The sequence below is a fragment of the Longispora albida DSM 44784 genome (assembly GCF_000379825.1).
Taxonomy (GTDB): Bacteria; Actinomycetota; Actinomycetes; order Mycobacteriales; family Micromonosporaceae; genus Longispora; species Longispora albida.
In genome coordinates, this window is the sequence record NZ_KB903825.1 from 1 (window position 1) to 25,939 (window position 25,939).

At 70.8% G+C, this 25,939-nt stretch carries 24 protein-coding genes, 1 rRNA gene and 1 pseudogene; 6 read left to right on the top strand and 20 right to left on the bottom strand.

The window, feature by feature from the left end:
- Both A3G1_RS0113640 and tyrS read right to left on the bottom strand, forming a co-directional pair.
- Window positions 1-117: ribosomal RNA gene (locus A3G1_RS0113640) — 16S ribosomal RNA — on the bottom strand; the annotation flags it as partial.
- Window positions 118-712: 595 nt separating this feature from the next.
- Window positions 713-1,975 (bottom strand): tyrosine--tRNA ligase, encoded by a 1,263-nt coding sequence (gene tyrS / locus A3G1_RS0113645; protein WP_018350032.1) that lies wholly within the window; start codon window positions 1,973-1,975, stop codon window positions 713-715.
- A gap of 183 nt (window positions 1,976-2,158) precedes the next feature.
- Between tyrS and A3G1_RS34825 the strand changes: the two genes are divergently transcribed.
- Window positions 2,159-3,298, top strand: a complete 1,140-nt coding sequence (locus tag A3G1_RS34825; protein WP_083936925.1) for a serine hydrolase domain-containing protein — start codon at window positions 2,159-2,161, stop codon at window positions 3,296-3,298.
- A gap of 60 nt (window positions 3,299-3,358) precedes the next feature.
- Here A3G1_RS34825 and A3G1_RS0113655 read toward each other — a convergent pair whose 3' ends face one another.
- The 5 genes from A3G1_RS0113655 to A3G1_RS0113680 all read right to left on the bottom strand — a co-directional run bounded on the left by A3G1_RS0113655 (window position 3,359) and on the right by A3G1_RS0113680 (window position 10,790).
- Window positions 3,359-4,828, bottom strand: coding sequence for a leucyl aminopeptidase (locus A3G1_RS0113655; protein WP_157641133.1), 1,470 nt, complete (start codon window positions 4,826-4,828; stop codon window positions 3,359-3,361).
- Window positions 4,825-7,266, bottom strand: coding sequence for a tetratricopeptide repeat protein (locus A3G1_RS0113660; protein ID WP_018350035.1), 2,442 nt, complete (start codon window positions 7,264-7,266; stop codon window positions 4,825-4,827). Before A3G1_RS0113660 ends, A3G1_RS0113655 begins: the two co-directional genes overlap by 4 nt.
- A gap of 308 nt (window positions 7,267-7,574) precedes the next feature.
- Window positions 7,575-8,684 (bottom strand): aminotransferase class V-fold PLP-dependent enzyme, encoded by a 1,110-nt coding sequence (locus tag A3G1_RS34830; RefSeq protein WP_018350037.1) that lies wholly within the window; start codon window positions 8,682-8,684, stop codon window positions 7,575-7,577.
- Window positions 8,681-9,865, bottom strand: a complete 1,185-nt coding sequence (locus A3G1_RS0113675) for an MFS transporter (RefSeq protein ID WP_018350038.1) — start codon at window positions 9,863-9,865, stop codon at window positions 8,681-8,683. Before A3G1_RS0113675 ends, A3G1_RS34830 begins: the two co-directional genes overlap by 4 nt.
- 76 nt (window positions 9,866-9,941) lie before the next feature.
- Entirely contained in the window at window positions 9,942-10,790 is an 849-nt protein-coding gene (locus A3G1_RS0113680) for a helix-turn-helix transcriptional regulator (protein WP_018350039.1), read from the bottom strand.
- A gap of 114 nt (window positions 10,791-10,904) precedes the next feature.
- On the opposite strand from A3G1_RS0113680, the gene A3G1_RS0113685 reads away from it, so the two are divergent.
- Window positions 10,905-11,936 (top strand): NAD(P)-dependent alcohol dehydrogenase, encoded by a 1,032-nt coding sequence (locus tag A3G1_RS0113685; RefSeq protein WP_018350040.1) that lies wholly within the window; start codon window positions 10,905-10,907, stop codon window positions 11,934-11,936.
- A gap of 143 nt (window positions 11,937-12,079) precedes the next feature.
- On the opposite strand, the gene A3G1_RS0113690 is transcribed toward A3G1_RS0113685, so the two are convergent.
- Window positions 12,080-12,418, bottom strand: a complete 339-nt coding sequence (locus A3G1_RS0113690; RefSeq protein ID WP_018350041.1) for a rhodanese-like domain-containing protein — start codon at window positions 12,416-12,418, stop codon at window positions 12,080-12,082.
- Between the two features lie 36 nt (window positions 12,419-12,454).
- Between A3G1_RS0113690 and A3G1_RS0113695 the strand changes: the two genes are divergently transcribed.
- A complete protein-coding gene (locus A3G1_RS0113695) occupies window positions 12,455-13,075 on the top strand; it encodes a TetR/AcrR family transcriptional regulator (RefSeq protein WP_211216309.1) in 621 nt (206 codons plus the stop codon).
- A gap of 41 nt (window positions 13,076-13,116) precedes the next feature.
- Window positions 13,117-13,932, top strand: a complete 816-nt coding sequence (locus A3G1_RS0113700) for an alpha/beta fold hydrolase (RefSeq protein ID WP_018350043.1) — start codon at window positions 13,117-13,119, stop codon at window positions 13,930-13,932.
- Here A3G1_RS0113700 and A3G1_RS0113705 read toward each other — a convergent pair.
- From A3G1_RS0113705 to A3G1_RS0113720, 4 genes and pseudogenes are all read right to left on the bottom strand, one after another.
- Window positions 13,884-14,532 (bottom strand): annotated as a pseudogene (locus A3G1_RS0113705) (DNA-3-methyladenine glycosylase). The gene A3G1_RS0113700 and the pseudogene A3G1_RS0113705 sit on opposite strands and share 49 nt — an antisense overlap.
- A 24-nt stretch (window positions 14,533-14,556) precedes the next feature.
- The gene (locus A3G1_RS0113710; RefSeq protein ID WP_018350045.1) at window positions 14,557-15,297 is read right to left on the bottom strand and encodes a hypothetical protein; all 741 of its coding nucleotides are present in this window, start codon (window positions 15,295-15,297) and stop codon (window positions 14,557-14,559) included.
- A 103-nt stretch (window positions 15,298-15,400) separates the two neighbouring features.
- A complete protein-coding gene (locus tag A3G1_RS0113715) occupies window positions 15,401-16,141 on the bottom strand; it encodes a hypothetical protein (protein ID WP_018350046.1) in 741 nt (246 codons plus the stop codon).
- Window positions 16,141-16,692: a SigE family RNA polymerase sigma factor gene (locus A3G1_RS0113720; RefSeq protein ID WP_018350047.1), complete on the bottom strand. Its 552-nt coding sequence runs from the start codon at window positions 16,690-16,692 to the stop codon at window positions 16,141-16,143. Before A3G1_RS0113720 ends, A3G1_RS0113715 begins: the two co-directional genes overlap by 1 nt.
- Before the next feature lie 141 nt (window positions 16,693-16,833).
- Here A3G1_RS0113720 and A3G1_RS0113725 point away from each other — a divergent pair, with 141 nt between their 5' ends.
- Window positions 16,834-17,535 carry an MBL fold metallo-hydrolase gene (locus A3G1_RS0113725; protein ID WP_083936926.1) on the top strand — a complete coding sequence of 234 codons (702 nt, stop codon included), beginning with the start codon at window positions 16,834-16,836 and terminating at the stop codon, window positions 17,533-17,535.
- A 51-nt stretch (window positions 17,536-17,586) separates the two neighbouring features.
- Here A3G1_RS0113725 and A3G1_RS0113730 read toward each other — a convergent pair whose 3' ends face one another.
- The 8 genes from A3G1_RS0113730 to argC all read right to left on the bottom strand — a co-directional run bounded on the left by A3G1_RS0113730 (window position 17,587) and on the right by argC (window position 25,461).
- Window positions 17,587-18,006 (bottom strand): hypothetical protein, encoded by a 420-nt coding sequence (locus A3G1_RS0113730; RefSeq protein ID WP_018350049.1) that lies wholly within the window; start codon window positions 18,004-18,006, stop codon window positions 17,587-17,589.
- 393 nt (window positions 18,007-18,399) lie between these two features.
- On the bottom strand, window positions 18,400-19,830 hold the full coding sequence (gene argH, locus A3G1_RS0113735) for an argininosuccinate lyase (protein ID WP_026212113.1): 1,431 nt from the start codon (window positions 19,828-19,830) through the stop codon (window positions 18,400-18,402).
- A gap of 92 nt (window positions 19,831-19,922) precedes the next feature.
- On the bottom strand, window positions 19,923-20,432 hold the full coding sequence (locus A3G1_RS0113740; protein ID WP_018350051.1) for an arginine repressor: 510 nt from the start codon (window positions 20,430-20,432) through the stop codon (window positions 19,923-19,925).
- A complete protein-coding gene (argF, locus tag A3G1_RS0113745) occupies window positions 20,429-21,343 on the bottom strand; it encodes an ornithine carbamoyltransferase (RefSeq protein ID WP_026212114.1) in 915 nt (304 codons plus the stop codon). The genes A3G1_RS0113740 and argF overlap by 4 nt, the downstream gene beginning before the upstream one ends.
- On the bottom strand, window positions 21,340-22,458 hold the full coding sequence (locus A3G1_RS0113750) for an acetylornithine transaminase (RefSeq protein ID WP_018350053.1): 1,119 nt from the start codon (window positions 22,456-22,458) through the stop codon (window positions 21,340-21,342). The genes argF and A3G1_RS0113750 overlap by 4 nt, the downstream gene beginning before the upstream one ends.
- Window positions 22,455-23,300: an acetylglutamate kinase gene (argB, locus tag A3G1_RS0113755; RefSeq protein ID WP_018350054.1), complete on the bottom strand. Its 846-nt coding sequence runs from the start codon at window positions 23,298-23,300 to the stop codon at window positions 22,455-22,457. The genes A3G1_RS0113750 and argB overlap by 4 nt, the downstream gene beginning before the upstream one ends.
- Window positions 23,297-24,451: a bifunctional glutamate N-acetyltransferase/amino-acid acetyltransferase ArgJ gene (gene argJ, locus A3G1_RS0113760; protein ID WP_018350055.1), complete on the bottom strand. Its 1,155-nt coding sequence runs from the start codon at window positions 24,449-24,451 to the stop codon at window positions 23,297-23,299. Before argJ ends, argB begins: the two co-directional genes overlap by 4 nt.
- Window positions 24,448-25,461, bottom strand: coding sequence for an N-acetyl-gamma-glutamyl-phosphate reductase (argC, locus tag A3G1_RS0113765; RefSeq protein ID WP_018350056.1), 1,014 nt, complete (start codon window positions 25,459-25,461; stop codon window positions 24,448-24,450). The genes argJ and argC overlap by 4 nt, the downstream gene beginning before the upstream one ends.
- A gap of 138 nt (window positions 25,462-25,599) precedes the next feature.
- Between argC and A3G1_RS0113770 the strand changes: the two genes are divergently transcribed.
- Entirely contained in the window at window positions 25,600-25,917 is a 318-nt protein-coding gene (locus tag A3G1_RS0113770; RefSeq protein WP_018350057.1) for a hypothetical protein, read from the top strand.
- The last annotated feature ends 22 nt before the right edge of the window (window positions 25,918-25,939 follow it).

A 25,939-nucleotide genomic window follows, 5' to 3' on the forward strand; every position in this document is an offset into this window, starting at 1 on the left:
TCACGTGTTACTCACCCGTTCGCCGCTCGAGTACCCCGAAAGGCCTTTCCGCTCGACTTGCATGTGTTAAGCACGCCGCCAGCGTTCGTCCTGAGCCAGGATCAAACTCTCCAATAAGAATTCAATACCCGGCGATCAGACCGCTGACATCACTAAAATGTGTTGCCATTGTCCGTATCACCAAAGGAATCCCGCCCTGAACAATGCCAGGGCCGGGGTATCAATAACTTGGCACTAACTTTCAGACACCCTGTTGAGTTCTCAAAGAACAAACACACACCATCGGCGGCCTTCAAAGGCCATCTCCGGGGCTTTGCACCACGCTACCAGATCGGTTTCGCAGGCCATCACTGAACGATCAGTGACCCGCACCGCCCTGGCTGGGAAGATCGACAAGCTGTCCTGCCGCCTTGAGCGGTGTCCATCGCCTTGTCTCTCACTCACCCTACCCGGTCGTTCACGCCGAACCAAATCGGCCTCGCCCGGTGTCTTCGTGATCCGCGCCGCCCCGGCGTCTTTCTTTCCGGTTTGTCGCGTTCCCCGCTGACAGAGAGAAATTTACGCTAGCGTCCGGACGGCGGTCAAATCGGGGGTCCCGAAACGCTCTGACCAGGCGAAAGGCCCGGTACCAGCGTGGTACCGGGCCTTGTGGGGGCTCGTGGGCAGCCTTGGCGGGCGCTCCGCAGGGCGGTTACGAGCCAGGTTCGCCGGGTCAGGCGTACTCGACGCCGGCGATCGTCTTCTTGCCCCGGCGGAGGACGAGGAGCTTGCCGTGGAGGCGGCGGTCGGCGGGTACGGGGGCGTCGGCGTCGGTGACGCGTTCGTTGTTGATGTACGCGCCGCCCTCCGTGACGGCACGGCGCGCCTCGGACAGGCTGCCGACGAGGCCGGCTTCCTTGAAGAGCGCCGCGACCGTCGTCTGCGGGTCGGTGACTGTGGCGAGGCCGGCCTCGGCGAGCGCGGCCCGGAGCGTGGCGGGGGCGAGCTCGTCGAGGGTGCCCCTGCCGAACAGTGCCTGGCTGGCCGCGATGGCCTGCTCGGTTTCCGTCTTGCCGTGTACGAGGGTGGTGACCTCGCTCGCCAGCCGCTTCTGGGCCGCGCGGGCGAAGGGACGCTCGGCCGTCTCGGCTTCGAGGGCTTCGAGTTCTGCGCGTTCCAGGAAGGTGAAGACCTTGAGGTAGTTCGAGACGTCGCGGTCGTCGGCGTTGATCCAGAACTGGTAGAACGCGTACGGCGAGGTCATGGCGGGGTCGAGCCAGACGGTGCCGCCCTCCGTCTTGCCGAACTTGGTGCCGTCGGCCTTGGTGATCAGGGGGGTGGCGAGCAGGTTCACGGACTCGCCGGTCACGCGGCGTACGAGGTCGGTGCCTGCTGTGAGGTTGCCCCACTGGTCGCTGCCGCCGGTCTGGAGACGGCAGCCGTAGCGCTTGAAGAGTTCGAGGTAGTCCATCCCCTGGAGGATCTGGTAGCTGAACTCGGTGAAGCTGATGCCGATGTCGGAGTGCAGGCGGGCGCTGACGGCGTCCTTGGCGATCATCTTGTTGACGCGGAAGTGCTTGCCGATGTCGCGGAGGAAGTCCAGCGCGGAGAGCCCGGCGGTCCAGTCGAGGTTGTTGACCATGCGGGCGGCGTACTGGCCGTCGAAGTCGAGGAACGGCTCGATCTGGTGCCGGATCCGTTCCACCCACTCGGCGACGGTGTCCTTGGAGTTCAGGGAGCGCTCCGCTGACTCCTTGGGGTCGCCGATCAGGCCGGTCGAGCCGCCGACGAGGGCGAGCGGGAGGTTGCCGGCGAGCTGGAGGCGGCGGAGCACGAGGATCTGGACCAGGTTGCCCATGTGCAGGCTCGGCGCCGTGGGGTCGAAGCCGCAGTAATAGGTGATCGGGCCCTTCGCGATCTCGTCGGCGAGGACGCCGAGGTCGGTCGACTGGTAGATGAGGCCACGCCACTGCAGGTCATCGAGAACACTGGTCATGCCCTGATTCTTCCCTACCTGGTATCCGGTTTTCCGTAGGGGATTGCCTGCCGTCCGCGTAAGGGGAATGTCAGGGTCGGTCTCGTCCCGTGGCCCGATCCGGACGGCGCGCTCTTCCGTGATGCTTTGGGGGTAAATCACCCAGCACTCTCGGGATCGACGGATCGTCCAGGAGGAACAGGGATGAGATTTGGCAGGACGTTCACTGTGCTCGGCGCGGTGACGTTGGTGATGGCGGTACCGGTGGCCGCGCAGGCTCAGGCCACAGCGCCCGGGTTGCGGGCCGAGCTGGACGCGGTGACGAAGGCTGGTGCGGTCGCGGCGGTGGCGGAGTACCGGGACGGCGCGTACGTGTGGCGCGGGGCGTCGGGGGTCGCGGAACTCGGGAGGTGGCGGCCGGCGCCGGAGAACGGGCGGTTCAGGGCCGGGAGCATCACGAAGTCGCTGACGTCGACCGTGGTGGTGCAGCTGGCCGGCGAGGGCCGGTTGTCGTTGTCGGACCCGGTCTCCCAGCACCTGCCGGGGCTGGTGCCGAACGGGGACCAGATCACGCTCCGGCAGCTGCTCAACCACACGAGCGGGGTCTACAACTACACGCGGGACCTGTTCACGTCCGAGGAGCAGCTGGTCAGGGACCGGTACAGGAGCTGGGAGCCGGAGGAGCTGGTGGCTGTGGCCACGCGGCATACGGCGGACTTCCCGCCCGGTACGAGCTGGTCGTACTCGAACACGGGGTACGTGCTGCTCGGCATGGTGATCGAGAAGGTGACGGGGCGGTCGTACGCCGGCGAGGTCGAGCGGCGGGTGCTGCGGCCGGCTGGCATGCACCGGACGTCGTTCCCGGGGGACTTCCCGTTGCTGACGGGGCCGCATGCTCACGGGTACGTGCAGGTGAAGGGCAAGCCGGTGGACATCACGTCGTGGAACCCGTCGGCGGCGTGGGCTGCTGGTGAGATCGTCACGACGACGGATGACCTGAACCGGTTCTACCGGTCGCTGCTGACCGGGAAGCTGGTCCGGCCGGCGCTGCTGGCGGAGATGCTGACGCCTGACGTGCACAGCGGCGGCGAGTACGGGCTGGGGCTCCAGCGGGTTGCGCTGCCGTGTGGTGGCGAGATGTGGGGGCACACCGGCGGGGTTCCGGGGTACTCGACGTTCTCGTTCAGCTCGGTGGACGGCACGAAGCAGCTGACCTTGTCGACGACCGCGTACGACAAGGAGTTCGAGGAGGCTGTGGTGGGGATGTACCTCAAGGCTTTCTGCGGGGAGGGTGCGAGCGACGGCCTGAAGAAGGGGTCGTTCGAGCTGAAGATCGCCGCGTAGCGGTGTAGGTGAGGGCTGCCTGTCCCCGGCCGGTACGAGCGGCCGGGGACAGGTTTGTGTTCAGTGCCCGATCGACGGTGGTGGCGGGCAGAGCAGTTCGGCGAGGAGCCTGACGCCGTAGCCGGTGCCGCCAGCTGTGGTTTCCCCGTCGTCGGCGGTGGCCCAGGCGCAGCCGACGATGTCGAGGTGCGCCCACGGGAGGCCGTCCGGGACGAACTCCTGGAGGAAGAGGGCGCCGAGGATCGCTCCGGCGTGCCGGTCGCCCGGCTTGTGGTTGACGAGGTCGGCCACTGTGGAGTCGAGGGTCGGGCGGCAGTCGGCGCGGAGCGGGAGCTGCCAGGCTGGTTCGCCGGAGCGGTCGGCGGCGGAGAGGACGCGGGCGAGCCAGCCGGGGCCGGTACCGAGGACGGCGGCCATCCCCCGGCCCAGGGCTGAGGGTGCCGCGTCGGTGAGCGTGGCCAGGTCGATGATCGCGTCGGGGTTGCTCTCGGCGGCGAGGGCCAGGGCGTCGGCGAGGATCAGGCGGCCCTCGGCGTCGGTGTTGAGGACTTCGACGGTGGTGCCGCTGCGGGTACGCAGGACGTCGCCGATGCGGGTGGCGCCGGGGCCGGGCATGTTGTCGGTGAGCGGCAGGTACGCGGCGACGGTCTGCTGGCAGCCGAGGTCGCGGAGCGTTGTCATGGCGGCGAGCACGGCTGCCGCGCCGGCCATGTCGGACTTCATGTCGCCCATCAGCCCGCTCGGCTTGAGGGACAGGCCGCCGGAGTCGAAGGTGACGCCCTTGCCGACCAGCGCGATGGTGCCGGCCGAGATCGGCGGCGTGTACGTGAGGCGGACCAGGCGGGCCGGTTCGGCGGAGCCGGCGTTGACGCCCAGCAGGCCGCCCATGTGCTCGGCGGCGAGCCGGTCCATCTCCCAGATCTCGCAGTCGAGGCCGGTGTGCTTGGCCAGCTCGGCGGCGCGGGTCGCGAACGCTGCCGGTGTGAGGGTGCCGCCGGGCTGGTTGACCAGGTCGCGGGCGAGGCAGACGGCTTCGGCGAGACGCTGTCCGGTGTGGAGGGGTGCCGGGTCCTGCTCGGGGGTCACCAGGTCGACGGTGTGGAGCGCGGCCGGGTCGGCGGTGCTGGTGAACTCGGTGTAGGTGTAGAGGGCGAGCGTCATGGACTCGGCAGCTGTGCGGATCGCGAGCGGTGCCGGTACGCAGGCGGGGAGGATGACGGCCAGGTGCTCGAAGCGGCGGGACGCGCGGGCCAGGGCTGCGAGTGCTCTGCGCAGGGCCGGGCGGTCGAGGGCTTCTGGCGATCCGAGCCCGTAGAGGATCGCCGGTGATCCGGGCTCAGGGGCCGGGAGGCCGGCGGCGGGGGCTCCGGGGAGGGGGAATGCGGGGGCTGTGCCCGGGGGTACAAAAAAGGTTTGCCCTGGTTTTGCGGTGAAGCCACATGCGGTCAGGAACGGGTCGCCGAGCTCGGAAGTGAAGACGGGAATCGCGGTGAGCGGGGCCGTCGGAGTTTGCGTGAGGGAGAATTTCACCGGGAGGCGCCCCATTCTTCGAGTGCTGCGGTGTATCCGAAGTCGTCGCCGTTGCGCCGCCAGCCGCGCGCAGCGGAGATCGCATACGGGTCGTGCCGGAGGGCCTGGATGAAGCAGTCCTCCGCGATGGCCTGCTGACCTGCGCGTTCGTAGCACTCCCCCGCCATCGCGTAGGCGATCGCCGTGCCGAGCGGGCCGAGCCGGGCCGTGGTCAGGTACGCCTCGGCGGCCTCGGCGAACTTGCCCTGGCGGGTGTAGCTCTCGGCGAGTTCGATGTGGCTCTTCGGGTCGTAGGGGTCGATCGCCAGGAACTCGAGAGTGCGTGCGTGACCGAGGTCGATCTCGCCGAGGCCGAAAGCTTCCTTGGAACGGCTTTCCAGGCAGGCGTGCAGGTTCTCGAGTTTGAGGAACTGCTCCCAGGGGGTGGTGGCGGGGACTGCGCGCGCGAGTTCTTCGGCGCGGTCCAGCTCGGCGATCGTGCCGGCGCGGTCACCGAGCTGGAAGGGCACGAAACTGGTGCCGCGATAGAACCGGCTCTCCAGCATGGCCTTCTCGAACGGGGTGTAGTCAGGGCTGGCCAGCGCGGTGTCGTGGTAGTCCTTGGCCCGGTCCCGCCACTTCACCATTTCCTTGATGTCACGCGTGGCACGGGCGTGGTAGACGACCGCGTGCAGTGACAGCGTCATGGCCAGGTCGAACGGGCAGCCGGGCCGGTCGGCGAGCGCGAGCGCGCCGAGGGAGGACTCGGGGCTGCGGCTGCCGACCGAGGCCGCGTAGCCGATCAGGTGCCGCCAGGCCGAGATCTTGAACTCGGCGGCGGACTGCGGATCGTCGTACGCGGGCACGAGGTCGAGCGCGAGCCGCTGGAAGCCGAGGCGGAACAGCAGGTGCATGGTCAGGTACTGCCGCTCGGGGCTCGCCACCGGCAGCTCGGTCGTCCACTCGCACAGCTTCGCCCATCGGTCCGTCCACAGTGGCTCCGGCAGCTCCGCCGGGTGGCTCACCATGAACTCGGGCAGGCCGGCCTCGCGGAACAGGTTGGCGCGGAAGGCCGGCGGCATGATCCGCTGGTGGCCGATCCTGGGCCGCTGGCCGCGCTCGGCGAACTCGTAGGCGTAAAGCGGCAGGTTCGCGTAGAGGCACGGGGACTTGGAGTCGGCGAGATTGAAGTACGCGCCGTACATCTGGTAGTGCCAGTTGCCTTCGAGGCCACGGCCGGTGGCTGTCGACTTCGCGATGGCCGCGAGGGGCTCGCTGTCTGTCGCGGACAGCACGGCTTCGAGGGTCTGCGGGGACGTGGGCATGGCCCGGAACGCCCGCTCGGCGAAGGTACGGGCCGCGCCGGGCTGGCCGAGGCGCTGGGCCAGCTCGTTCGCGCGGAGGAGCGCGAAGGCCGTGCCGTACGGGCCGAGGCGGGCGGCGTGCAGGTACCCGGCGAGGGCCGCGTCGTCCTCACCCCGCCGCTCGGCGGCCTGGGCCGCCTGCATCCGGATCTTCACGCACCACGGGTCGAGGGCCAGGCCCTCCTCGACTAGCGCGCGCTCGGTGCTCAGGTCTTTGCGCTTGACCGCGATCTCCACGCCACGGTCGATGACGCGGCGGCGAAGTTCGCGGGCGAGAAGGGTGCCGTCGTCCGGTACGAGGGCACGGGCGGCGGCGAGCAGGTCCGTGGCCCGGTCGAGCTGGCCGTGCCGCTCGGCGTGCATCGTCTCCTTGATCAGGAGGCGGGCCTCGCGTACGGCCCGCGTCCGGGGGTCCATGCCGGGCGCGAGCTGGCGGAAGATGTCCCAGGCCCGGCCTTCGAGCTCCGCGACCCGGCTGTCGTCGGCACCGTGGCGTGCGGTCAGGTACGCCCAGCCCGCCACGCCGTTGAGCTGGGCCGGGGTCGGGACGGTGGCTTCGAGGAGTGGCAGGCGGGCGGCCTTCGTCCGCTCGGACAGGCCCTCACGCTGGAAGAGGGCGATCGCGCGGGCGAGCTGCACGCTCGCGGCCAGCGGATCCGCGCACTCCTCCGGGCTCAGGTCGGCCGGGGCCAGGACGAGCATCGCGTCGGGCAGGCACGCGCTGACCAGCCACTGCGCGAGGCCCGAGCGGTCGGTGGCGTCGAGGTCTGCCCGGTGGGCGAAGGCCTCGGCGATCGCTGCCCAGGCCGGGGATGCGAGGGCCGCAGGGAGGTCGGTGGGCAGCGCCACCCGGTACTGGGCGAGCCGTGACTCGCGGGTGAGCAGCTGCCGGTAGCTGAGCGGCATGGTCATCGACAGCCGGGGCGAGACCGGGTCACGCCCGGTGAACAGCTCGGCGGCGAGCACCGGGCCGAGCGCCTGGATCGCCGTGCGGGCGCTGGCCGCGCCGTCGAGATACGGCCTGTGCACGTCGAACGTCAGCCAGACCGGCGCGTTGACCCCGACGTGCTGGCGGCTGCTCTCCCAGGTGATCACGTGTTCCTCCGGTGGTGCTGGTGACGCTGCGTGGCCGGTGATGAAAAGCCCGGGCCGGGCTGTGTGCCCGGCCCGGGTTCTATGGGACTAGCGACGATCCGCGGTCAGGCGGCGTCGTCGGCCAGGAAGCAAGCCCACACGTCCGACTGCGCGGTGGTGATCTCCACGTCCTCGGCCAGGTTCTCCCAGGTCTCGTAACGAGCCTCCATGATCCACACTCCTCTCTGCCTTTTGACTATCCACTATGGAGCCGTGTGCTCCGCCCTCCAGTCAAACTCGCAGGTGGGAGAGCGTCAAGAGGCGGGAGATCAGTTTCTTGCATGCTGCTGGAGCGCGGCGAGCATGATGTGCATCTCGTCGTCGTCCGTCCAGTAATGCGGGGAGGCGCGGAGGATTCCGTCGGGATAGGACAGATGGCAGCCCTGGTCGGCGAGGCGGGCGCAGAGGTCGGCGGCTGGCGTGACCGGGTGGGCGAACGCCACGATTCCCGAGCCTTCCGGGCCACGGAGCGTGTAGCCGGCCTCACGGACGCCCTCGCGGACCTGGGCGGCGAGAGCCAGGACGCGGGCATGGACGCGGGGCAGGCCTGTCTCCAGGAGTTCCTCCAGGGACTCGGCGAACCCGAGCAGGCCGAGCAGGTTCGGCATGCCGCCCTCGAAGCGGCGGGCCTGCGGGCGGGGTTCCAGATCGTACGTGAAGTGCCCCGGGCCCTTGGCCAGCATGTCCGTGGCCCCGGTGTAGCCGAACCAGCCGGCCGGCCCGTCACCGAGCATGGCCAGCGCCTCCTGCCGGGCATAGAACAGGCCGGTGCCCGGCGGGCCGCACAGCCACTTGTGCCCGCCGGAGGTGAGGAAGTCCACCGGCGTCTCGCGCACGTCGAGCGGCAGGGCCCCCAGGCCCTGGATGGCGTCGCAGAACACGAGCGCGCCGTGGCCAGCCGCCAGGTCACAGACAGTTCCCAGATCCACTGTGTACCCGGTGGCGAAGTTCACCAGGCTCACGGCCACCACCCTCGTCCGGGGCGACAGCGCCTTCTCCAGGTCGGCGAGGTCGTAGCCGCCGTCCTCGCGCATCGGCACCCAGCGGACCACGGCGCCGTGCCGGTCGCGGACCCGCAGCCAGGGCAGGACGTTCGCCGGGAAGTCCCGGTCGAACAGCACGATCTCGTCGCCTGGCGACCAGGACAGCCCGTCGGCGACGAGGTGGACACCGGTGCTCGTGTTCTGGATCAGGGCCAGCTCGTCCGGCCCGCAGCCGAGCAGTTTCGCCCCGGCGGCGCGGGACCGGCTCATCGCGGCCATCAGCGGGGCCGAGTACGCGGCGCCGAACGGGAGGACGTCCTCCAGTGCCGCGCGCATCACGTTCCGGGCGCGGGGCCGCAGGCGGCCCATGCTCGCGTAGTTCAGGTAGGACCTCACACCCGGGCCTCCTCCCGCTCGCGCTTGCGGTGCGTCAGCAGCGCGTAGCAGGCCGCGACGGTCGGCACGCCGTGCAGGAGCAGCACCCACTCGCCGACCAGCCCCGGCGTGACCAGCAGGCCAGTGACCGCCAGCCCGGACAGGAACCCGCCGTTGATCACCATGTGCGACAGGCCGAACGCCCCGCCCCGGCGGTCGTCGGGCAGCCGTTGCAGGGACTGCTTGAACGCGACCTCGGTGAGCGCGTCCCCGATCCCGGCCAGTACCGCCGACGCGAGCCTGCCCGGCCAGGACGGCATCCAGAACATCCCGGCGAACCCGATCGACATCAGGACCGTCCCGCCGTAGAAGACGGCGGCCGGCGCCCGGTCGATCGCGGACCTGATCAGCGGGCGGAGCCCGAAGCTGGCCGTCACGACACCGATCGCCCAGGCCATCCACAGTGTCCCGGTGACGCTGGCCGGGTCGGCCGGATCGAGCTGCGCGCCGAGTACCGGCAGGCCGACGTGCTGGGACGAGCTGCCGAAAGCGTCCAGGCCCCGGACGACGAGCGGTGCGGCGATCCCGGCGGCGACGAGCAGCGCCCAGTTCGCGTGGTTCCCGGCTGGCTGCTTGCCCGGGGAACCGTCACGCATGGGCAGCCGGAGCGTGAGCAGGACGATCGCGGACAGCACGTACGTCGACGCGTCGATCACGAACACGCCCCGGAAGCCGACGTACCCGATGATCACGGCCGACAGCCCCATGCCCACGATCCGGGACACGCCGGTCATGCCCTGGATGATGCTGTTCATCAGCTGGGCACGCGAGCCGGCCAGTACCGGTACCGCCGCGGCGAGGGTGCCGCCGAACACGGTGCTGCTGGCGCCGACGAGCAGCACAGCCGGGTACAGGAGAAAGATCTGCCAGTCCCCCGGCACCACCGCGAGCGGCAGCAGGACGGCCGCGCGGAGCAGATCCGCGCCGATCATGATCCGGCGGCGGTCCCAGGTGTCACCGAAGCGGTGGGCCAGCCTGCCGCCGAGGAACCCGCCGCCGTACATCATCAGGCCGACCCCGGCCGTCGCGAGCATCGACTCGGTTTGCAGCCAGGCGAACAGGCTCAGGCAGATCAGGTCGAGCGCTGTGCCCACATCGGACACAGCCTTGGCCGCGAGCAGCCGGACGACACCGGGTTTCATGGTCCACAGTGTCCGGTCGCCCGGCGGGGCAGGTCAAGATCGGGCAGGTCAGGATCGCGCCAGCCAGGCGGGCGGATCAGGAGCGGGCTGGTTCCTGGCTGGTGCTGCCCCAGGCGGACAGGAGGCGCAGGGCGTCGGCGTCCGGCGAGCCCGGCTCGGCGTGGAACGTGACCATGTACTGCTCGGCGTCGTCGGGCAGCAGCAGCGACTCGTAGGCGAGCGTCAGCGGCCCGACCAGCGGATGGCTGAACTGCTTCACGCCGTGCCGCTTGTCCTCCACCCCGTAGGCGGCCCACAGCTTCCGGAACTCCTCGCTGCGCATGGACAGCTCACCGACCAGCTCGATCAGCTTCGGGTCGTCCGGATACTGCCCGGCGCAGAACCGCAGGCAGTTGACCACCTCCTTCGCCTTCTCCTCCCAGTGCGTGTACAGGTCACGGGAGTTCGGGTCGAGGAAGACGAGGCGGGCCATGTTGCGCTCGCCCGGCGGCAGCGCGTCGAAGTCGGCCAGCAGCGCCCGGGCCAGCCTGTTCCAGGCGAGGATGTCGGTGCGCCGCCCCACGATGTACGCGGGGACGTCGGCGATCGTGTCGAGCAGCACACGCAGCTGCGGCCGGACCTTCTGCGGCTTGAGCTGCCGTGGCGAACGCCGCACCGGGCGGGCCAGATGCATCAGGTGCGCCCGCTCCGGCTCGTCGAGCCGCAGCGCCCTGGCCACCGCCTCCAGCACGGACGAGGAGACGTTCTGGCCGTTGCCCTGTTCGAGGCGGGTGTAGTACGCCACACTCACCCCGGCCAGCTGGGCCAGCTCCTCGCGGCGCAGGCCGGGGACCCTGCGGCGCCTGCCGTACGTCTGCAGGCCAGCCTCCTGCGGGCTCAGCCGCGCGCGGCGGGAACGGAGGAATTCGCCCAGCTCAGCAGTCATGAGCCCAAGTATGCCCAGCGGCTCGGCGGCCGGCACCGCGCGAGGGTGACCCTGCCAGTGGTACGTAAGGCAATGACTGGGCGGACCGCTGACCGAGACGGCATGATTCCCCGCATGGCTAACGTTTCCGCATACGCCGCACCTGCGGCCAAGGCTCCGCTCGAGCTCACGACCGTCCCGCTCCGCGAGACCGGACACCACGATGTGCTGATCGACGTCCACTACTGCGGGATCTGCCACTCCGACATCCACCAGGTCAACGAGGACTGGGGGCCGGCGATCTTCCCGATGGTCCCTGGCCACGAGATCGCTGGCGTGGTGAGCGCCGTCGGGGCCGGTGTGACGAAGTACCAGGTCGGCGACCGGGTCGGCGTCGGCTGCTTCGTGGACACCTGCCGCAAGTGCGCGAACTGCCTGGCCGGCGACGAGCAGTACTGCACCGGCGGCATGATCGGCACCTACAACAGCCGCGACAAGCAGGGCGAGCCGACGTACGGCGGCTACGGCAAGCAGATCGTCGTCGACGAGAACTACGCCGTCCGCATCCCGGACTCGCTCAGCCTCGACGTGGCGGCCCCGCTGCTGTGCGCCGGCATCACCCTCTACTCCCCGCTCCGGCACTGGAAGGCCGGCCCCGGCCAGAAGGTCGCGATCGTGGGCCTCGGTGGCCTCGGCCACATGGGCGTCAAGATCGCGCACGCGCTGGGCGCCGAGGTGACGGTGCTCAGCCAGAGCCTGCGGAAGAAGGACGACGGGCTCAGGCTCGGCGCCTCCGACTTCCGCGCCACCAGCGACCCGGCGACCTTCAGCGAGCTGGCTGGCACCTTCGACCTGATCATCAACACCGTCTCGGCGAACATCCCGCTCGACTCCTACCTCGGCCTGCTGAGGACCGGCGGCACCCTGGTCAACGTCGGTGCCCCGGAGAACCCCAGCCCGGTGTCGATGTTCGCCCTGATCGGCGGCCGCAAGAGCCTCGCAGGCTCGATGATCGGCGGCATCCGCGAGACGCAGGAGATGCTGGACTTCTGCGCGGAGCACGGCATCGGCTCCGAGATCGAGGTCATCGGCGGCGAGCAGATCAACGAGGCCTACGAGCGGATCCTGGCCAGCGATGTCCGCTACCGCTTCGTCATCGCCCTTTAGGTAGTGCCGACCCGCTGAGCGAAAATCTGAGCTGCGCGAAACAAAAGCCCGTGTACAACCAGTACACGGGCTTTCGTTTCGCTTGTCAGATTTCCGCTCACCGGGCCACCTCGCGTTAGAGCAAAAGAAAAAAGCCCTATTTGTTACTGGGTGGGCTGGCCCTCGATCAGGGGAAGGCCTGCGCCGGCCCAGTCCTCGATGCCCTCGCGGTACTTGCGGACGTTGGTGTAGCCGAGCGCGGTCAGCTGGTCGGCGACCTGGCCGCTGTTCGGGCAGGCGGCGTTCGAGCAGTAGGTGACGATCGCGGCCTGCCGGTCGGGCAGCAGCCCGGCTGCCAGGTCGACGGCCTCGCCGGGCGCGAGCGGGACGGCGCCGGGGATGTGCCGCTGCGCGTGGTACGCCGCGCCGAGGGCGTCGACGAGGACAACGGTGCCGGCCTCGACGGCTGTGGCGAGTTCCTCACGGGTGATCAGGGTGGTCACGCGGATCCTCCTGGAGATATGGACTACAGTCCGGTTATGGCCTCCGACGTTAACGGACCGCAGTCCGGTTATCAAGAACTCGTGGAGTTGCGCACGTCACCGCCCCCGGCCGGGCGCGCCGACGCCGCACGCAACCGCACGACGGTCCTGGCTGCCGCGGCCCAGCTCTTCGCCGAGCACGGCGTGGAGAACGTGTCGATGGACGCGATCGCGGCGGCGGCAGGGGTCGGCAAGGGGACGTTGTTCCGCAGGTTCGGCGACCGGGCCGGGCTGGCAGTCGCTCTTCTCGACACCCGCGAACGCGAACTCCAGCAGGCCATCCTGGACGGTCCGGCCCCGCTCGGCCCCGGCGCGCCGGACGGCGAGCGGCTCGCGGCCTTCGTGTCCGCGTACGTGGACTACCTGCTCGGGCACCTCGACCTTGTCCGGATGTCGGAGACGGCGGCGCCGGGTGCCCGGTACCGGATCGGGGCTTACCGCTTCTGGCACCGGCATGTGGCGCTGCTGATGGGCGGGGCGGCTGATCCGGAGTACGCGGCGCACGCCCTGCTCGCGAGCCTGGCCGCCGAGCACGTGACGGCACTGCTGCCGGACCTCGGCCCGGACCGGGTCAGGGCAGGCGTGCTGGAAACGGCGCAGCGGCTCGCTGGCTCCTGAAACTCTTGCCAGCGAGGTGGTGCCGGGTTTGGATGTTCCGCATGGCCTTGCCCGCGACTTCCGAGCTGGTCCGCGCCGGCGGAACAGTCCTGCGTTACTGCTTCTACGGCCCGCCGGACGGGCATCCGGTGGTGTGGCACAACGGATCGCCGAGCAGCCGCTGGAAGTGGCCGACGGTGGCCGAAGCCATGGAGCGCAGCAAGCTGCGGGTCCTGGTCTACGACCGGCCGGGGTACGGCGGCTCGACTCGCAGGCCGGGCCGGACGGTCGCGGACGCGGCCAGCGATGTGCGGGATCTCGCTGACGCCTGCGGCTGGGAGCAGTTCGCCGTTTTCGGCGGGTCGGGTGGCGGCCCCCACGCACTCGCCTGCGCCGCGCTGCTCGCCGGCCGGGTCACCCGGTGCGCCGTGCTGTCCGGGATCAAGCCGCGTGATCCGGGTGACCAGCCGCAGGACGAGGCCAGCCTGCGGTCACAGCTGGCCGACGTCGCGGCGCAGATCCTGGCCCCCATCGAGGCCGGTGGCCCGGAGATTCCGTCAGAACCCGGCCCTCCGGCGCGTGACGATCCGGACGCCATGTCGCGCGTACGGGCGACTTTCGTGGACTCACTGGACGGCTGGGTCGACGACAGCCTCGCCTTCGCGCAGCCGTGGGGCTTCGATCTGGCGGAGATCCGGGTCCCGGTCGGCGTCTGGCGAGGGTCCCAGGACCACCTGGTACCCGGGGACCACTCAGGACACCTTCTCGCGCACATCGCCACCGCGCAGGGCCACGTCTACCCCGGCGGGCATCTCCCCGGAGCGGCCGTCTACGACGACATCCACACCTGGCTGGCCGCTGGCTTGGTACCGGATTGACGGCCGGGTTCAGCTGGCCGGCGCCTTCTTGTGTCGCTTGTAGACGCTCACCGAGGGTTCCCCGGTGAGCCAGAAGCGCCACGGGGTCTCGGAGCCGACCGCCACCCCGACCCGGGGGCCGGTCGCGATCCGGGCCGGGTCGGCTGGCTCCGCTGGTGGCCGCAGCCGGATCGGCCCGTCGCCGAGCAGGTAAGCCCCGTTCGCCTCGCGGCCGAGGGCGAGAGCCGTGCACAGCCGGGCCGGGCCGCGCGCGAGGTCGTGGTCGCGTACGCCCGGCCGCCGCTCGCGGGCCAGGTCGATGCCGCCGACGACCTCGCCGGCCCGGAGCAGCAGCGCCGAGGCCTCGCCCTCGCCGCCGAGGACGACGTTGGCGCACCAGTGCATGCCGTAGACGAAGTAGACGTACAGGTACCCGGGCGGGCCGAACATGATCTGGTTGCGGGGTGTGGGGCCCCGGTGGGCGTGGGAGGCCGGGTCGGCGCCGACCCCGGCGTACGCCTCGACCTCCGTCAGCCTGACCGTGGAGCCGTGTGCGGAGAACTCCCAGCCCAGCAGGGCTTTCGCCACGGTCGTCAGGTCACCTTCGGGCAGCTCGGCCATCCGCACATCAGATCACGGGCTCCGTCACATCCGGGCACCGAGTTCGGTGAGGAGGCCCTGGAGGCTGCCGAGCTCGGGGAGCTGTGGCGTGCCGGGCACGCCGGAGGGCAGCACGTTCGGCAGGCCGCTGGGGACCGTGCCCGAGACCTGCGCGGACACCGAGATGCTCAGCCCGTCGGCGCGGACCAGCTTCAGCCTGCTCACGCCGGAGACGCCGACCGGCCCGGCCGGGGTGTCGACGCAGCGGTCGGCCTGGGAGCAGCTCGACCCGGGTTCGACACCCGGCACGATGTCCACAGTGATCGAGATGGCGGCCACCCCAGCCCTGGCGATGGTCGCGGTCGCGTGCAGCGTCGCGCCGTCACAGCTCGTGCTGGCTGTCACGCCTTCCAGGACTTTCTCCAGCGTGGCTGCCGCGCGTCCAGCCGCTTCCTTGCAATCCCAGGCCTTCGGTGTACCCGCGGGGACCGGCAGCTTCGTCGGCACGCCGGCACTCGGCAGCTTCGTGGGCACTGGCACGGTCGCGGGCAGGTTCGCCGACGGCACGCCGGCCGGGATGCCGCTCGGGGCCACATCCGTCTCGCCGTGCGCCGCCGCCGACGTGACCTCGTCGGAGACGGGCACGATGCCTGTCGCCCCCGCGGTCACCGCCGCGCCCGCGGAGAGCACCACCGCAGCCGCGCCGATGATCACCCAGCGGGACAGGAGGCGGGGCTTGGCGGGTACACGCTGGTCAGGGGTTTGGGGGTTGTCCTCTGTGCTCACTGCTTGGTTCCTTCCTCGATCCCAGGTCCGTCCGGCCACGAGTGGCCTTCATGGATAGGTGCCGGGGAGAGCGGCGGCAGGTTGCCCGGACGGGCAGTCTTTTTCAGGTTTTTTCTGCTAAAGCGAGGGCGATGGCCCGCAACTCGGCCACCGGCAGCACCGGAGCCGGGCCGGCCCACAGGCCCTCGGCCCGCGTCGCCACCGTGATCACCCTGCCGTCGGGACGGCTGAGCCTGACCTCGGCGGCCCCGGAGACCGCGAGCTGGCCGTACTTCGTGTCCTCGCAGCTCAGCGCCTGCGGGGCCGGGCACACGGCCGGGCCGGGCTCGATCTGTGCGCTGAGCACGAGCCGGGCCTGGCCGCCCCCGCCGAGGCTCGCGGTGACGTGCAGGCGGCCGTCCTGGCAGCTCGTCTGGGCCGCCGCTTCCGCTCGCTGGCTCAGCACCTTCGCCACCGCGATCGCAGCCGTCGCGCAGTCCCAGGCCGGAGTGGCCGGCGTGGCCTTCGCGGACGACGGGGCTGCCGTGACTGCGCGTGACGGGGTGGCCGTCACGCGGCGTCCCTCCACAGTGGCCGGTAGCGGCTGGACGGCGGGCGGAGGTGGCGGGGCTGCCTGGCTCGTACTCGACACCAGCTCCTCCCGCACCCGCGCGTGATCGCTGATCGCGTACGCCGTCGCGCCCACCCCGGTCGCCACCAGCGCCGACACCAGCCCAGCCAGGGCCAGCCGCTGCCCGCGCCACCAGCTGCGGCGGCGCCCGGCCGCGTACAGCTCGGCCGGGTCGAGCCGGGTCTGCGGGGCCGGAGCCGATCCGGCCAGCCGCAGCAGTTCCCGCACGTCCATCAGGCCACCTCCCAGACGGGTCGCGTCGCTGTGCTGTCCGGCTGGTACCCGGCTCCGAGCGCCGCACGCAGCGCGGCCAGGCCCTTCGCCGTCTGGCTCTTCACCGTGCCCTGCGAGCAGCGGAGCACCTCGGCCGTCTCCGCGACGTCCATGCCTTCGTAGAACCGGCACACCAGTACCGCGCGCTGCCTCCTGGGGACTGTCCGCAGTGCCTCGACCACGGCCAGCCGGGTCGCGAGCAGGTCACCGTCGTCCGGGCCGGCCGGCCGCTCGGGTGGCGACTCGGCGGTCAGCTCCCTGCGCCGCCAGGCCCGGCCGGTGTCGGCGACGTAGGCCCGGATCAGGCAGGTACGCGTGAAGGCGTCCAGCGCCCCCCGGTCACGGATCGTGTGCCAGGCCCCGGCCAGCCGGACGAAAGCCGTCTGCGCCAGGTCGTCGGCACGGTGCCAGTCGCCGCACAGCAGGTACGCGGTCCGGCGGACCACCTCCTGACGCGCGGTGAAGTAGGCGGTGAACTCCTCCAGGCCCTCGCTGTCCTCCAGCGCTCTCACCTCCCGTCGCCCGATAGGTGCGGTACACCCGCACGATCGGTTGCCCGGTTGGCTCGGAAATTATGCCTATGGCAGAAGCAGGTCACGGCGTGGATCGGCTCGAACAGCGTCCGCACCCGGCCTGTCGGCTACTTTCTGATCATGCGACTGACCGTAGCGGGCTGCTCGGCCCCCGCACCGAGCCCGGAGTCGGCGTGCTCCAGCTTCCTGGTGGAGCACGAGGGGTTCCGGCTGCTGCTGGACATCGGAGCGGGAGCGTCCGGCCCGCTGCAGAAGTACGTCACGCCGGCGGAGATCGACCTCGTCGTCGTCTCGCACGCGCACTCCGACCACTGGACCGACCTCACCCAGCTCGGTCACCTGCGCGCCCGGCACGGGCTCCCGCCGCTGCGCGTCGTCGGCTCCTCCGAGCTGAACCCGGTGGTGTGGACGGAACCGGACGTGTTCGAGCCGGCCGCCGCCCAGCCGGGTGAGCTGGCGGCCGGGCCGTTCACGCTGCGCCTCGCCCAGGTCCAGCACGGTGGCATGGAGTGCTGGGCGACCAGAGTGGACGATCGGCTGTGCTACACGGCCGACACCGAGCCGTGCGCGGCCATCGACGAACTCGCCGACGGCTGCGGCGTGCTGCTCGCCGAGGCCGCTGGCTTCGACGCCGGCGGGCCGATGCGGGGGCATCTGACGGCCGGGGACGCGGGACGGCTGGCGAAGCGGTCCGGGGCTCGGCTGCTGGTGCTGACCGGCCTGCGGTACTGGCTCGACCCGAACGACATCCTCGACGAGGCCGCGAGCATCGCTGACTGCCCGGTGGTCGTCGCGCACCCGGGCCTGCGCGTCGCGCTGTGAGCTGAACATGGGACCCCTCATGTCGCTATGACGACGTGAAGGGACCCACGTTCAGATCCCGTACGCGGCGCGGGTGCGGCGGTGCCTGCCGCCGCGAGCGAGGGCTGGTTCCTTGCCCCGGTCGAGGAGCAGGTCGCAGAGCTCGGTCATGCCCTCGCTGGTCGTGCCGGCCGCCACCATGCGGTCGAGGATCGGGGCGGCCGCTGACTCCCCGGGGTCCGTGCCGGGCTGGCGGGGGCGGCGCTCCGCGATGGCCGACTCGGTTTCGGCCAGGAGCCGGTAGAGGGAGGCGGTGTCGGGTGAGGACAGTTCGGTGTCCACCCGGCAGAGTTCGGTGAGGAGCCGGGCGCGTGCCGCCGGGTCGGCTGTCGAGGCCAGGTGGCCGAGCAGTGTGGAGTTCTCCGCGCGCAGCGCCGCCTGCCTGTCGCCGGCTGCGTGGTGGCCGAACAGGGCGCGGATGCTGGTGAACATGGGTGACCTCGTTTCGGTGGCCCGGTGGTGTCTGCCGTTTCAGGTTGCCTTCGCGTCACAATGCGTGAGCAGAGGCCAACGGCCTATTGACTTCCGGGCACCACAGTGGAAGCGAATAACACGGACATATGCCGTGATGCCCACAAGCTCAGCGCACCTTACCATTTGCCCGAGTTGATCCGCTATTTAGCTGCGTACGCAAAAATCGTGTAAACAAGGATCTCGGTCGTCCGGCAGGTCAGGGGGCCCTTTCGGACAGTCCGATGTGGCTGTTCGGTGTTCCACTCTGTGAGGGCACCGTGTCAGATCAGTGTCAGATCATGGATACAACGACGCCGGGGCCGCCGCCTGGATGATTCTCACCCAGTGCGACGGCCCCGGCCGTTCGAAAAACTATCGCGGTACGACGTGCTGGGCGCCCCACTCGCGCCAGTGGTCGAGGCGACCGGCGATGTTCTGGAGCTGGTCGGTGACCGCGCGCGGGCCCGTGGAGCCGGGGGTCGTGCGGGCTTCGAGAGCACCGCGCACGTCGAGCACCGACCGGACCTCCGGGGTCAGGTGCGCGGACACCGTGGCCAGCTCGGCGTCGGTCAGGTCCGCGAGATCCCGGCCGTCCGGGGCGCACAGCGCGACCAGGGCGCCGGTGATCTCGTGGGCCTCGCGGAACGGTACGTGCCCGCGGACCAGCCAGTCGGCGATCTCGGTCGCCAGGGTGTACCCCTTCGGGGCCGCGGCCTCGATCCGGTCGGCGTGGACGGTCATCGTCGCGATCATGCCGGTCATGGCCGGCAGCACCAGTTCCAGCGTCTCGACGGCGTCGAAGACCGGCTCCTGTACCTCCTGCATGTCCCGGTCATAGGTCAGCGGCAGGCCCTTGAGCATGGTCAGCACGTTGACCAGGGCACCGGTCAGCCGGCCTGACTTGCCCCTGGCCAGCTCGGCGATGTCGGCGTTCTTCTTCTGCGGCATGATCGAGGACCCGGTGGCGAAGGCGTCGTCCAGCTCCACCCAGCCGAACTCCTGCGAGGTCCACAGCACGATCTCCTCGCCGAGCCGGGACAGGTGCACCCCGGCCAGCGCCGCCACGAACAGGAACTCGGCGGCGAAGTCCCGGTCGGAGACCGCGTCCATCGAGTTCGGCGCGGGATGCGTGAAGCCCAGCTCGCGGGCCACGGCCACCGGGTCCAGCGGCAGCGAGGAGCCGGACAGCGCGCCGGAGCCGAGCGGGCAGACCGCCGCGCGCCGGTCCCAGTCGGACAGCCGGTCGAGGTCGCGGGCGAATGCCTGCACGTGCGCGAGCAGCTGGTGCCCGAAGGACACCGGCTGCGCGTGCTGGAGGTGCGTCATGCCGGGAGCCGGGGTGCCGATGTGCTGGCCGGCCTGCTCGACCAGCGCGTCGCACAGCTCGACGAGGCGGCTGGCGACACCACGGGCGTGGTCACGCAGGTAGAGCCGGAGATCGGTGGCGACCTGGTCGTTACGGGAACGGCCGGCCCGCAGCTTGCCGCCGGTCGTGCCGAGCCGTTCCAGGAGGCCGCGTTCGAGGGCGGTGTGCACGTCCTCGTCGTCCACAGTGGGCCGGAACTCCCCCGAGGCGCAGGCCGCTTCGAGGTCGTCGAGGGCCGCGAGCATCGCGCCCAGCTCCTCGGCCGTCAGCAGGCCGGCCCGGGACAGCACGCGGGCATGGGCTCGGGAGGCGGCCAGGTCGTACGGTGCCAGGCGCCAGTCGAACTGGACGCTCACGGACAGCCGGGCGAGCGCCTCGGCCGGGCCGCCGGTGAACCGGCCGCCCCACAGGCGGGTGGACTCGGTCCCGCCGGCCACAGGCGCGCCAGCGCCGCGGACCGGAGGGTCGGACGGCTCTGTTGTCTGCTGCTGGGTCACTGCACTCCTCAGTCGGTCCGCTGGAACGGGGATTACGGGGTTTCGCCGGCCTGGTCGAGCCCTGCCCAGCCGAGCAGGCGGCGGGCCAGCTCGTGGCCGCCGAGGTCCTCCGGCGCCACGACCAGGATCGTGTCGTCGCCGGCGATGGTGCCGACGATCTCCGGCAGCCCGGAGCGGTCCAGCGCGCTCGCGAGGAACTGTGCGGCGCCGGGCGGGGTACGCAGCACCACCAGGTTGCCCGAGGCGGTCGCGCCGGTGGCCAGCTCGCGCAGGAGCCGGATCAGCCGGGCGGAGGCGTGCTCGGCCGGGCGGAGGGCCGGGTTGCCGTCCTCGGGGATGAGGTACGCGGCCTGGCCGTTGCCGCCGCGTACCTTCACGGCGCCCAGCTCGTCGAGGTCCCGGGACAGGGTGGCCTGGGTGACCACGATGCCGTCGGCCGCCAGCAGCTCACCGAGCTCGGTCTGCGACTTCACTGACTTCTCCCGGATGAGCGCGGAGATCCAGGCGTGCCGGGCGGTCTTCGAGATGGGCGAGGTGTTCATGAGCGGTTCACCAACCAACTGAGGAGGGCCTGTTGTGCGTACAACCTATTGGTTGCCTGCTCGAACACGGCGCTGGCCGGCCCGTCCATCGCCTCGTCGGTGATCTCCTCGCCCCGGTGGGCCGGGAGGCAGTGCAGGGTGATGACCCCGGGGCTGGCCAGTTTGAGCAGCTGCTCGTTGACCTGGTACGGCCAGAACGGGGTCAGCCGGTCCTTGCCGTCGCTCTCCTGGCCCATCGAGGTCCACGTGTCGGTGGCGAGCACGTCGGCGCCCTCCGCCGCGGCCAGCGGGTCGCGGTAGAGGGTGACGGAGCCGCCGGTACCGGCAGCGATCTGCCGCGCGCGGTCCACGATGGCCGGGTCGGGGTCGAAGCCCTCGGGTGCCGCGATCCGGATGTGCGCGCCTGCCGTCGTGCCGGCCAGCAGGTAGGAGTGGGCCATGTTGTTGGCGGCGTCGCCCAGGTACACCAGGGTGATGCCCTTGATCTTGTTGTGCCGCTCCTGGATGGTCATGAGGTCGGCGAGCAGCTGGCACGGGTGGAAGCCGTCGGTGAGCGCGTTGACGACCGGCACCGTGGCCGAGGCGGCCAGCTCCTGGATGCGCTCGTCGCCGAAGGTGCGGATGACGATCGCGTCGGCGTAGGAGGACAGCACCCTGGCCGCGTCGCTGATCCGCTCGCCCCGGCCGAAGTGGGTGGTCTGGCCGTCCACGATGATCGGGTGCGCGCCGAGGCCCGCGATGCCCGCCTCGAAGGAGACCCGGGTCCGCAGCGATGGCTTCTCGAAGATGACGACGACCGTCTTGTCGACCAGCGTCTTCATCCGGAACTGCTTGAGCTGGGCCGCGAGGGTCAGCACCTCGGCCTGCTCCGCCGGGCTCAGGTCGTCGTCCCGCAGGAAGTGCCGGATCATGCCGGCCATGCCTGGATGAGCGCGTCCACCTGGGACTCGGTGATGTTCAGCGGAGGCGCGAGCCGGATCGTGCCCGGCTGCACGGCGTTGACCAGGAAACCCTTGCCGAGCAGGTCGGCCGCGACAGCCGCGGAGTCCGCAACCGGCACGCCGAGCAGCAGGCCGGCACCGTGCAGGTCGCCCGGGAGCCCGCCACGCAGCCGCTCCCCCATCGCCTTCACGTGGCCGAGCAGCCCCTCGGCCTCGATCGTCCTGATCACCGCCAGGCCTGCCGCGCACGACACCGGGTTGCCGCCGAACGTGCTGCCGTGCCCGCCCGGCTGGATCAGCTCCGCCGCGTCGCCGAACACGACCAGCGCGCCGATCGGCAGCCCGCCGCCGAGCCCCTTGGCCAGCGTGATCGCGTCAGGAGCCACGCCCTCGGCCTGGCAGGCGAACCAGTGCCCGGTCCGCCCGATCCCGGTCTGCACCTCGTCGAGCACGAGCAGCGCGCCGTGCCGGGCAGTGATCTCCCGGGCGGCGGCTAGGTACCCGGGCGGCGCCACCAGCACGCCGTTCTCGCCCTGGATCGGCTCCAGGATGACCATCGCGGTGGTCTCGTCCACGGCCGCTTCGAGCGCGGCCACGGAACCGTAGGGCACGTGCGTGACATCGCCCGGCAGTGGCTTGAAGGGGTCCTGTTTGGACGGCTGGCCGGTCAGCGCCAGCGCGCCCATCGTCCGGCCGTGGAAGGCGCCCTGGGCCGCGACGATGCCCGTCCGGCCCGTCCGCCGCGACAGCTTGAACGCCGCCTCGCTGGCCTCCGCGCCCGAGTTGCAGAAGTAGACCTTGCCGGCCCGGCCGGTCAGGGCGACCAGCTTCTCGGCCAGCTCGACGGCCGTCGGGTGCGCGTAGAGGTTCGACACGTGCCCGAGGGTCGCGATCTGCCTGCTGACGGCCTCGACGATCGCCGGGTGGGCGTGGCCGAGCGCGTTGACGGCGATGCCGCCGAGGAAGTCCACATAGGTCTTCCCCGCCTCGTCGGTGACCTCGGCGCCACGGCCGGAGACGAGCCCGATCGCAGGGCCGCCGTACGTCGGCATGATCGCGGCTCCGAACCGCTCCACGAGGCTCATGAGGCCACCACCATCGTGCCAATTCCTTCCGAGGTGAAGATTTCGAGGAGAGTGGAGTGGGGTTCCCGGCCGTCGATGACGTGGGCCTGGGGTACGCCGGCCTGGACGGCGCGCAGGCACGCCTCCATCTTCGGCACCATCCCCGACTCCAGGCCGGGCAGCAGCTTCTCCAGCTCGGCCGCCGTGAGCTGCGAGATCAGGCTGGACCTGTCCGGCCAGTTCGCGTACAGACCCTCCACATCGGTCAGTACGACGAGCTTCGCCGCGCCCAGCGCCGCGGCCAGGGCGGCAGCGGCCGTGTCGGCGTTGAGGTTGTGCACGACGCCGTCCGCGTCCGGGGCGAGAGTCGAGATCACCGGGATGCGGCCGGCTGACAGGGCGTCGAGGACCCAGTCCGGGTTCACGCTGGCCACATCGCCCACCAGGCCCAGCTCCGGGTCGCGGCACACGGCCGTGATCAGGCCGCCGTCCTCGCCGGAGCCGCCGACCGCGAGCGGGCCGTGCCGGTTGATCAGGCCGACGAGTTCCCGGTTGACCTGCCCGACGAGGACCATGCGGGCCACGTCCAGCACCTCGGGCGTCGTGACCCGCAGCCCGTTCACGAACGCGGTCTCGATGCCCAGCTTCTTCAGCATCGCGGAGATCTGCGGGCCGCCGCCGTGCACGACCACCGGACGCAGGCCCGCGTACCTCAGGAACACCATGTCGGCAGCGAACGAAGCCTGGAGCTCCGGGTTCGTCATGGCGTTGCCGCCGTACTTGACGACGACGACAGCGTCGCGGAACCGGCCGAGCCACGGCAGCGCCTCGACGAGCGTGGCGGCTTTCAGCGCGGCGTTCACGAGGAGTACGCCGAGTTCTCGTGGACGTACGCCACGGACAGGTCGTTGGTCAGCACGGTCGCCGTGGCGTCGCCGTAGTTCAGGTTCACCGTGATGTGGATCTTCCGGCCGGAGAGGTCGACCGCCGACCGGTCCTCGGCCGCAGCGCCCTGCTTGCAGATCCACACGCCGTTCATGGCCACGTCGAGCTGGTCGGGGTCGAAGAGCGCGTCCGTGGTGCCGATCGCGGCGAGCACGCGGCCCCAGTTGGGGTCGTTGCCGTACAGCGCGCACTTGAGCAGGTTGTTCCGGGCGACGGCCCGGCCGACCAGCACGGCATCCTCCTCGTCCGCCGCGCCCTGTACCTCGATCGAGATGTCCTTCGTGGACCCCTCCGCGTCGCTCAGCAGCTGGGCGGCCAGGTCGGCGCAGGCCGACGTGACCGCGACGGTCAGTTCCTCCACGCTCGGCTGGATACCGGACGCGCCGGAGGCCATCAGCACCACGGTGTCGTTCGTGGACATGCAGCCGTCGGAGTCGAGCCGGTCGAAGGTCACGGCCGTCGCGGCCCGCAGCGCCTCGTCGAGGTCCTGCGCGCCGACCACGGCGTCCGTCGTCAGCACGACGAGCATCGTGGCCAGTGAGGGCGCGAGCATGCCGGCACCCTTGGCCATGCCGCCCACCGTGTAACCGTCGCCGGTCACGGTCACCGTCTTCGGCTTCGTGTCGGTGGTCATGATGGCCTCTGCGGCGGCCTGTCCGCCGTCCTTGGCCAGGTTCCGGGCCAGCTTGGCGATGCCGGGCAGCACCTTGTCCATCGGCAGCCGCTCGCCGATCAGCCCGGTCGAGCAGACGACCACGTCGCCGGCACCCATGCCACCGAGCGTGGCGGCGACCCGCTCGGCCGTCATGTGCGTGTCCTGGAAGCCCTTGGGGCCGGTGCAGGCGTTGGCCCCGCCCGAGTTCAGCACGACGGCGCGGACCACGCCGGCCTTCAGCACCTGCTGGCTCCACAGCACCGGGGCGGCCTTCACGCGGTTGGCGGTGAAGACGGCCGCGGCCGTCGCGTCCGGGCCGTCGTTGACGACCAGCGCCAGGTCACTGCCGCCGCTCGCCTTGATCCCGGCGGCGATGCCCGCAGCCCGGAATCCCTTGGGAACAGTCACGGTCACGGTGCCACTCCGTTGATCGAAAGGCCGGTGGTCTCGGGCAGGCCGAGCATGAGGTTGGCGCACTGGAGGGCGCCGCCGGCCGCGCCCTTGCCGAGGTTGTCGAGGGCAGAGGTCACGATGATCCGGCCGGAATCCAGATCAACCCCGCCCTGGAGATGCACGCTGTTGCTGCCATAAGTCGCGGCAGTGCGCGGCTGCAAACCCTGATTTTGTACGTGGACGAAAGACTCACCCTGATACGCGGCAGTCAGCACGTCCCGCACAGCCGCATCGTTCACCGGCCGCACAGCCCGCACCGTCACCGCCGCGAGGATGCCCCGGGGCATCGGCGCCAGGATCGGCGTCATCGACACGCTCAGCGCCCCGGTCGCCTGCTTGATCTCCGGCACGTGCTGGTGCGCCCCGACCTTGTACCCGGTCAGGTCCCCCATCACCTCGCTGCCCAGCAGATGCTTCTTCGGGGCTGTGCCGGCCCCCGACGTACCGGAGGCCGCGACCACGACCACGTCCTCCGGCGAGCCGAGCCCGCTGGCCAGGATCGGCCTGAGCGCCAGGATGATCGTCGCGGCGTAGCACCCGGTCGCGGCGACCCGGCTGCTGGCCGCGATGGCCTCGCGCTGGCCGGGCAGCTCCGGCAGGCCGTAGGTCCACGGGCCGGCGTGCTTGCTGCCGTAGTACTTCTCCCACTGGGCCGCGTCCGCCAGCCGGTGGTCTGCCCCGAGGTCAACGACCTTCACCTCGGCCGGGAGCTGGGCGGCGATCGCGGCCGACTGGCCGTGCGGGAGCGCGAGGAACACCAGGTCGGCGTCCGCCAGGATCTCCGGCGTCGTCGGCTCCAGCACGCGGTCCGCGAGGGTCACGAGATGCGGATGCACCTGACTGAGCCGAGTCCCAGCGCTACCGTGAGCAGTGACGGGGCCGATCTCCAGCTCCGGGTGCCCGGAGAGCAGGCGCAGCAGCTCACCACCCGCGTACCCGCTCGCACCGGCCACCGCGACCCGGAATCCCATCCCAGCCCTCCTTCGCATGTCTATGCATGCCACCGTATCACAATACGCACCTGGTTTCCGGTGTGGCCCGAGCCACGTTCAGCGCCCGTTCAGCGCCCCGCGCGAGCATCGGTGGACTACCCCACGGAAGGACCACCGATGCCGAAGCCAGCACACCTGTTCCTGGCCGGGCTGACCCTGGCGGGCGGCCTGCTCGCCGTAGCCAGCCCAGCCCAGGCCTCCCCGCCGACCTGCACGGCACCCGGCGGCTGGGTCACGAAGATCGACCAGTCCGGGCCGAACCGGGCCGGCCGGGCCACCGCCACCTGCCGGGGCCGGGAGGTGCACGTGGTCGTCCGGTGCGCCAACGGGAAGTCGTACCACTCGGCCCCGTACTGGAAGGCCACCACGAACGTGGCGCTGTGCCCGGCCGGCGTGAAGGCCACCAGCCTCACGCCATCGGTCCGCACGGGCTGAACGCGCACGCGAGAGGGCCCCT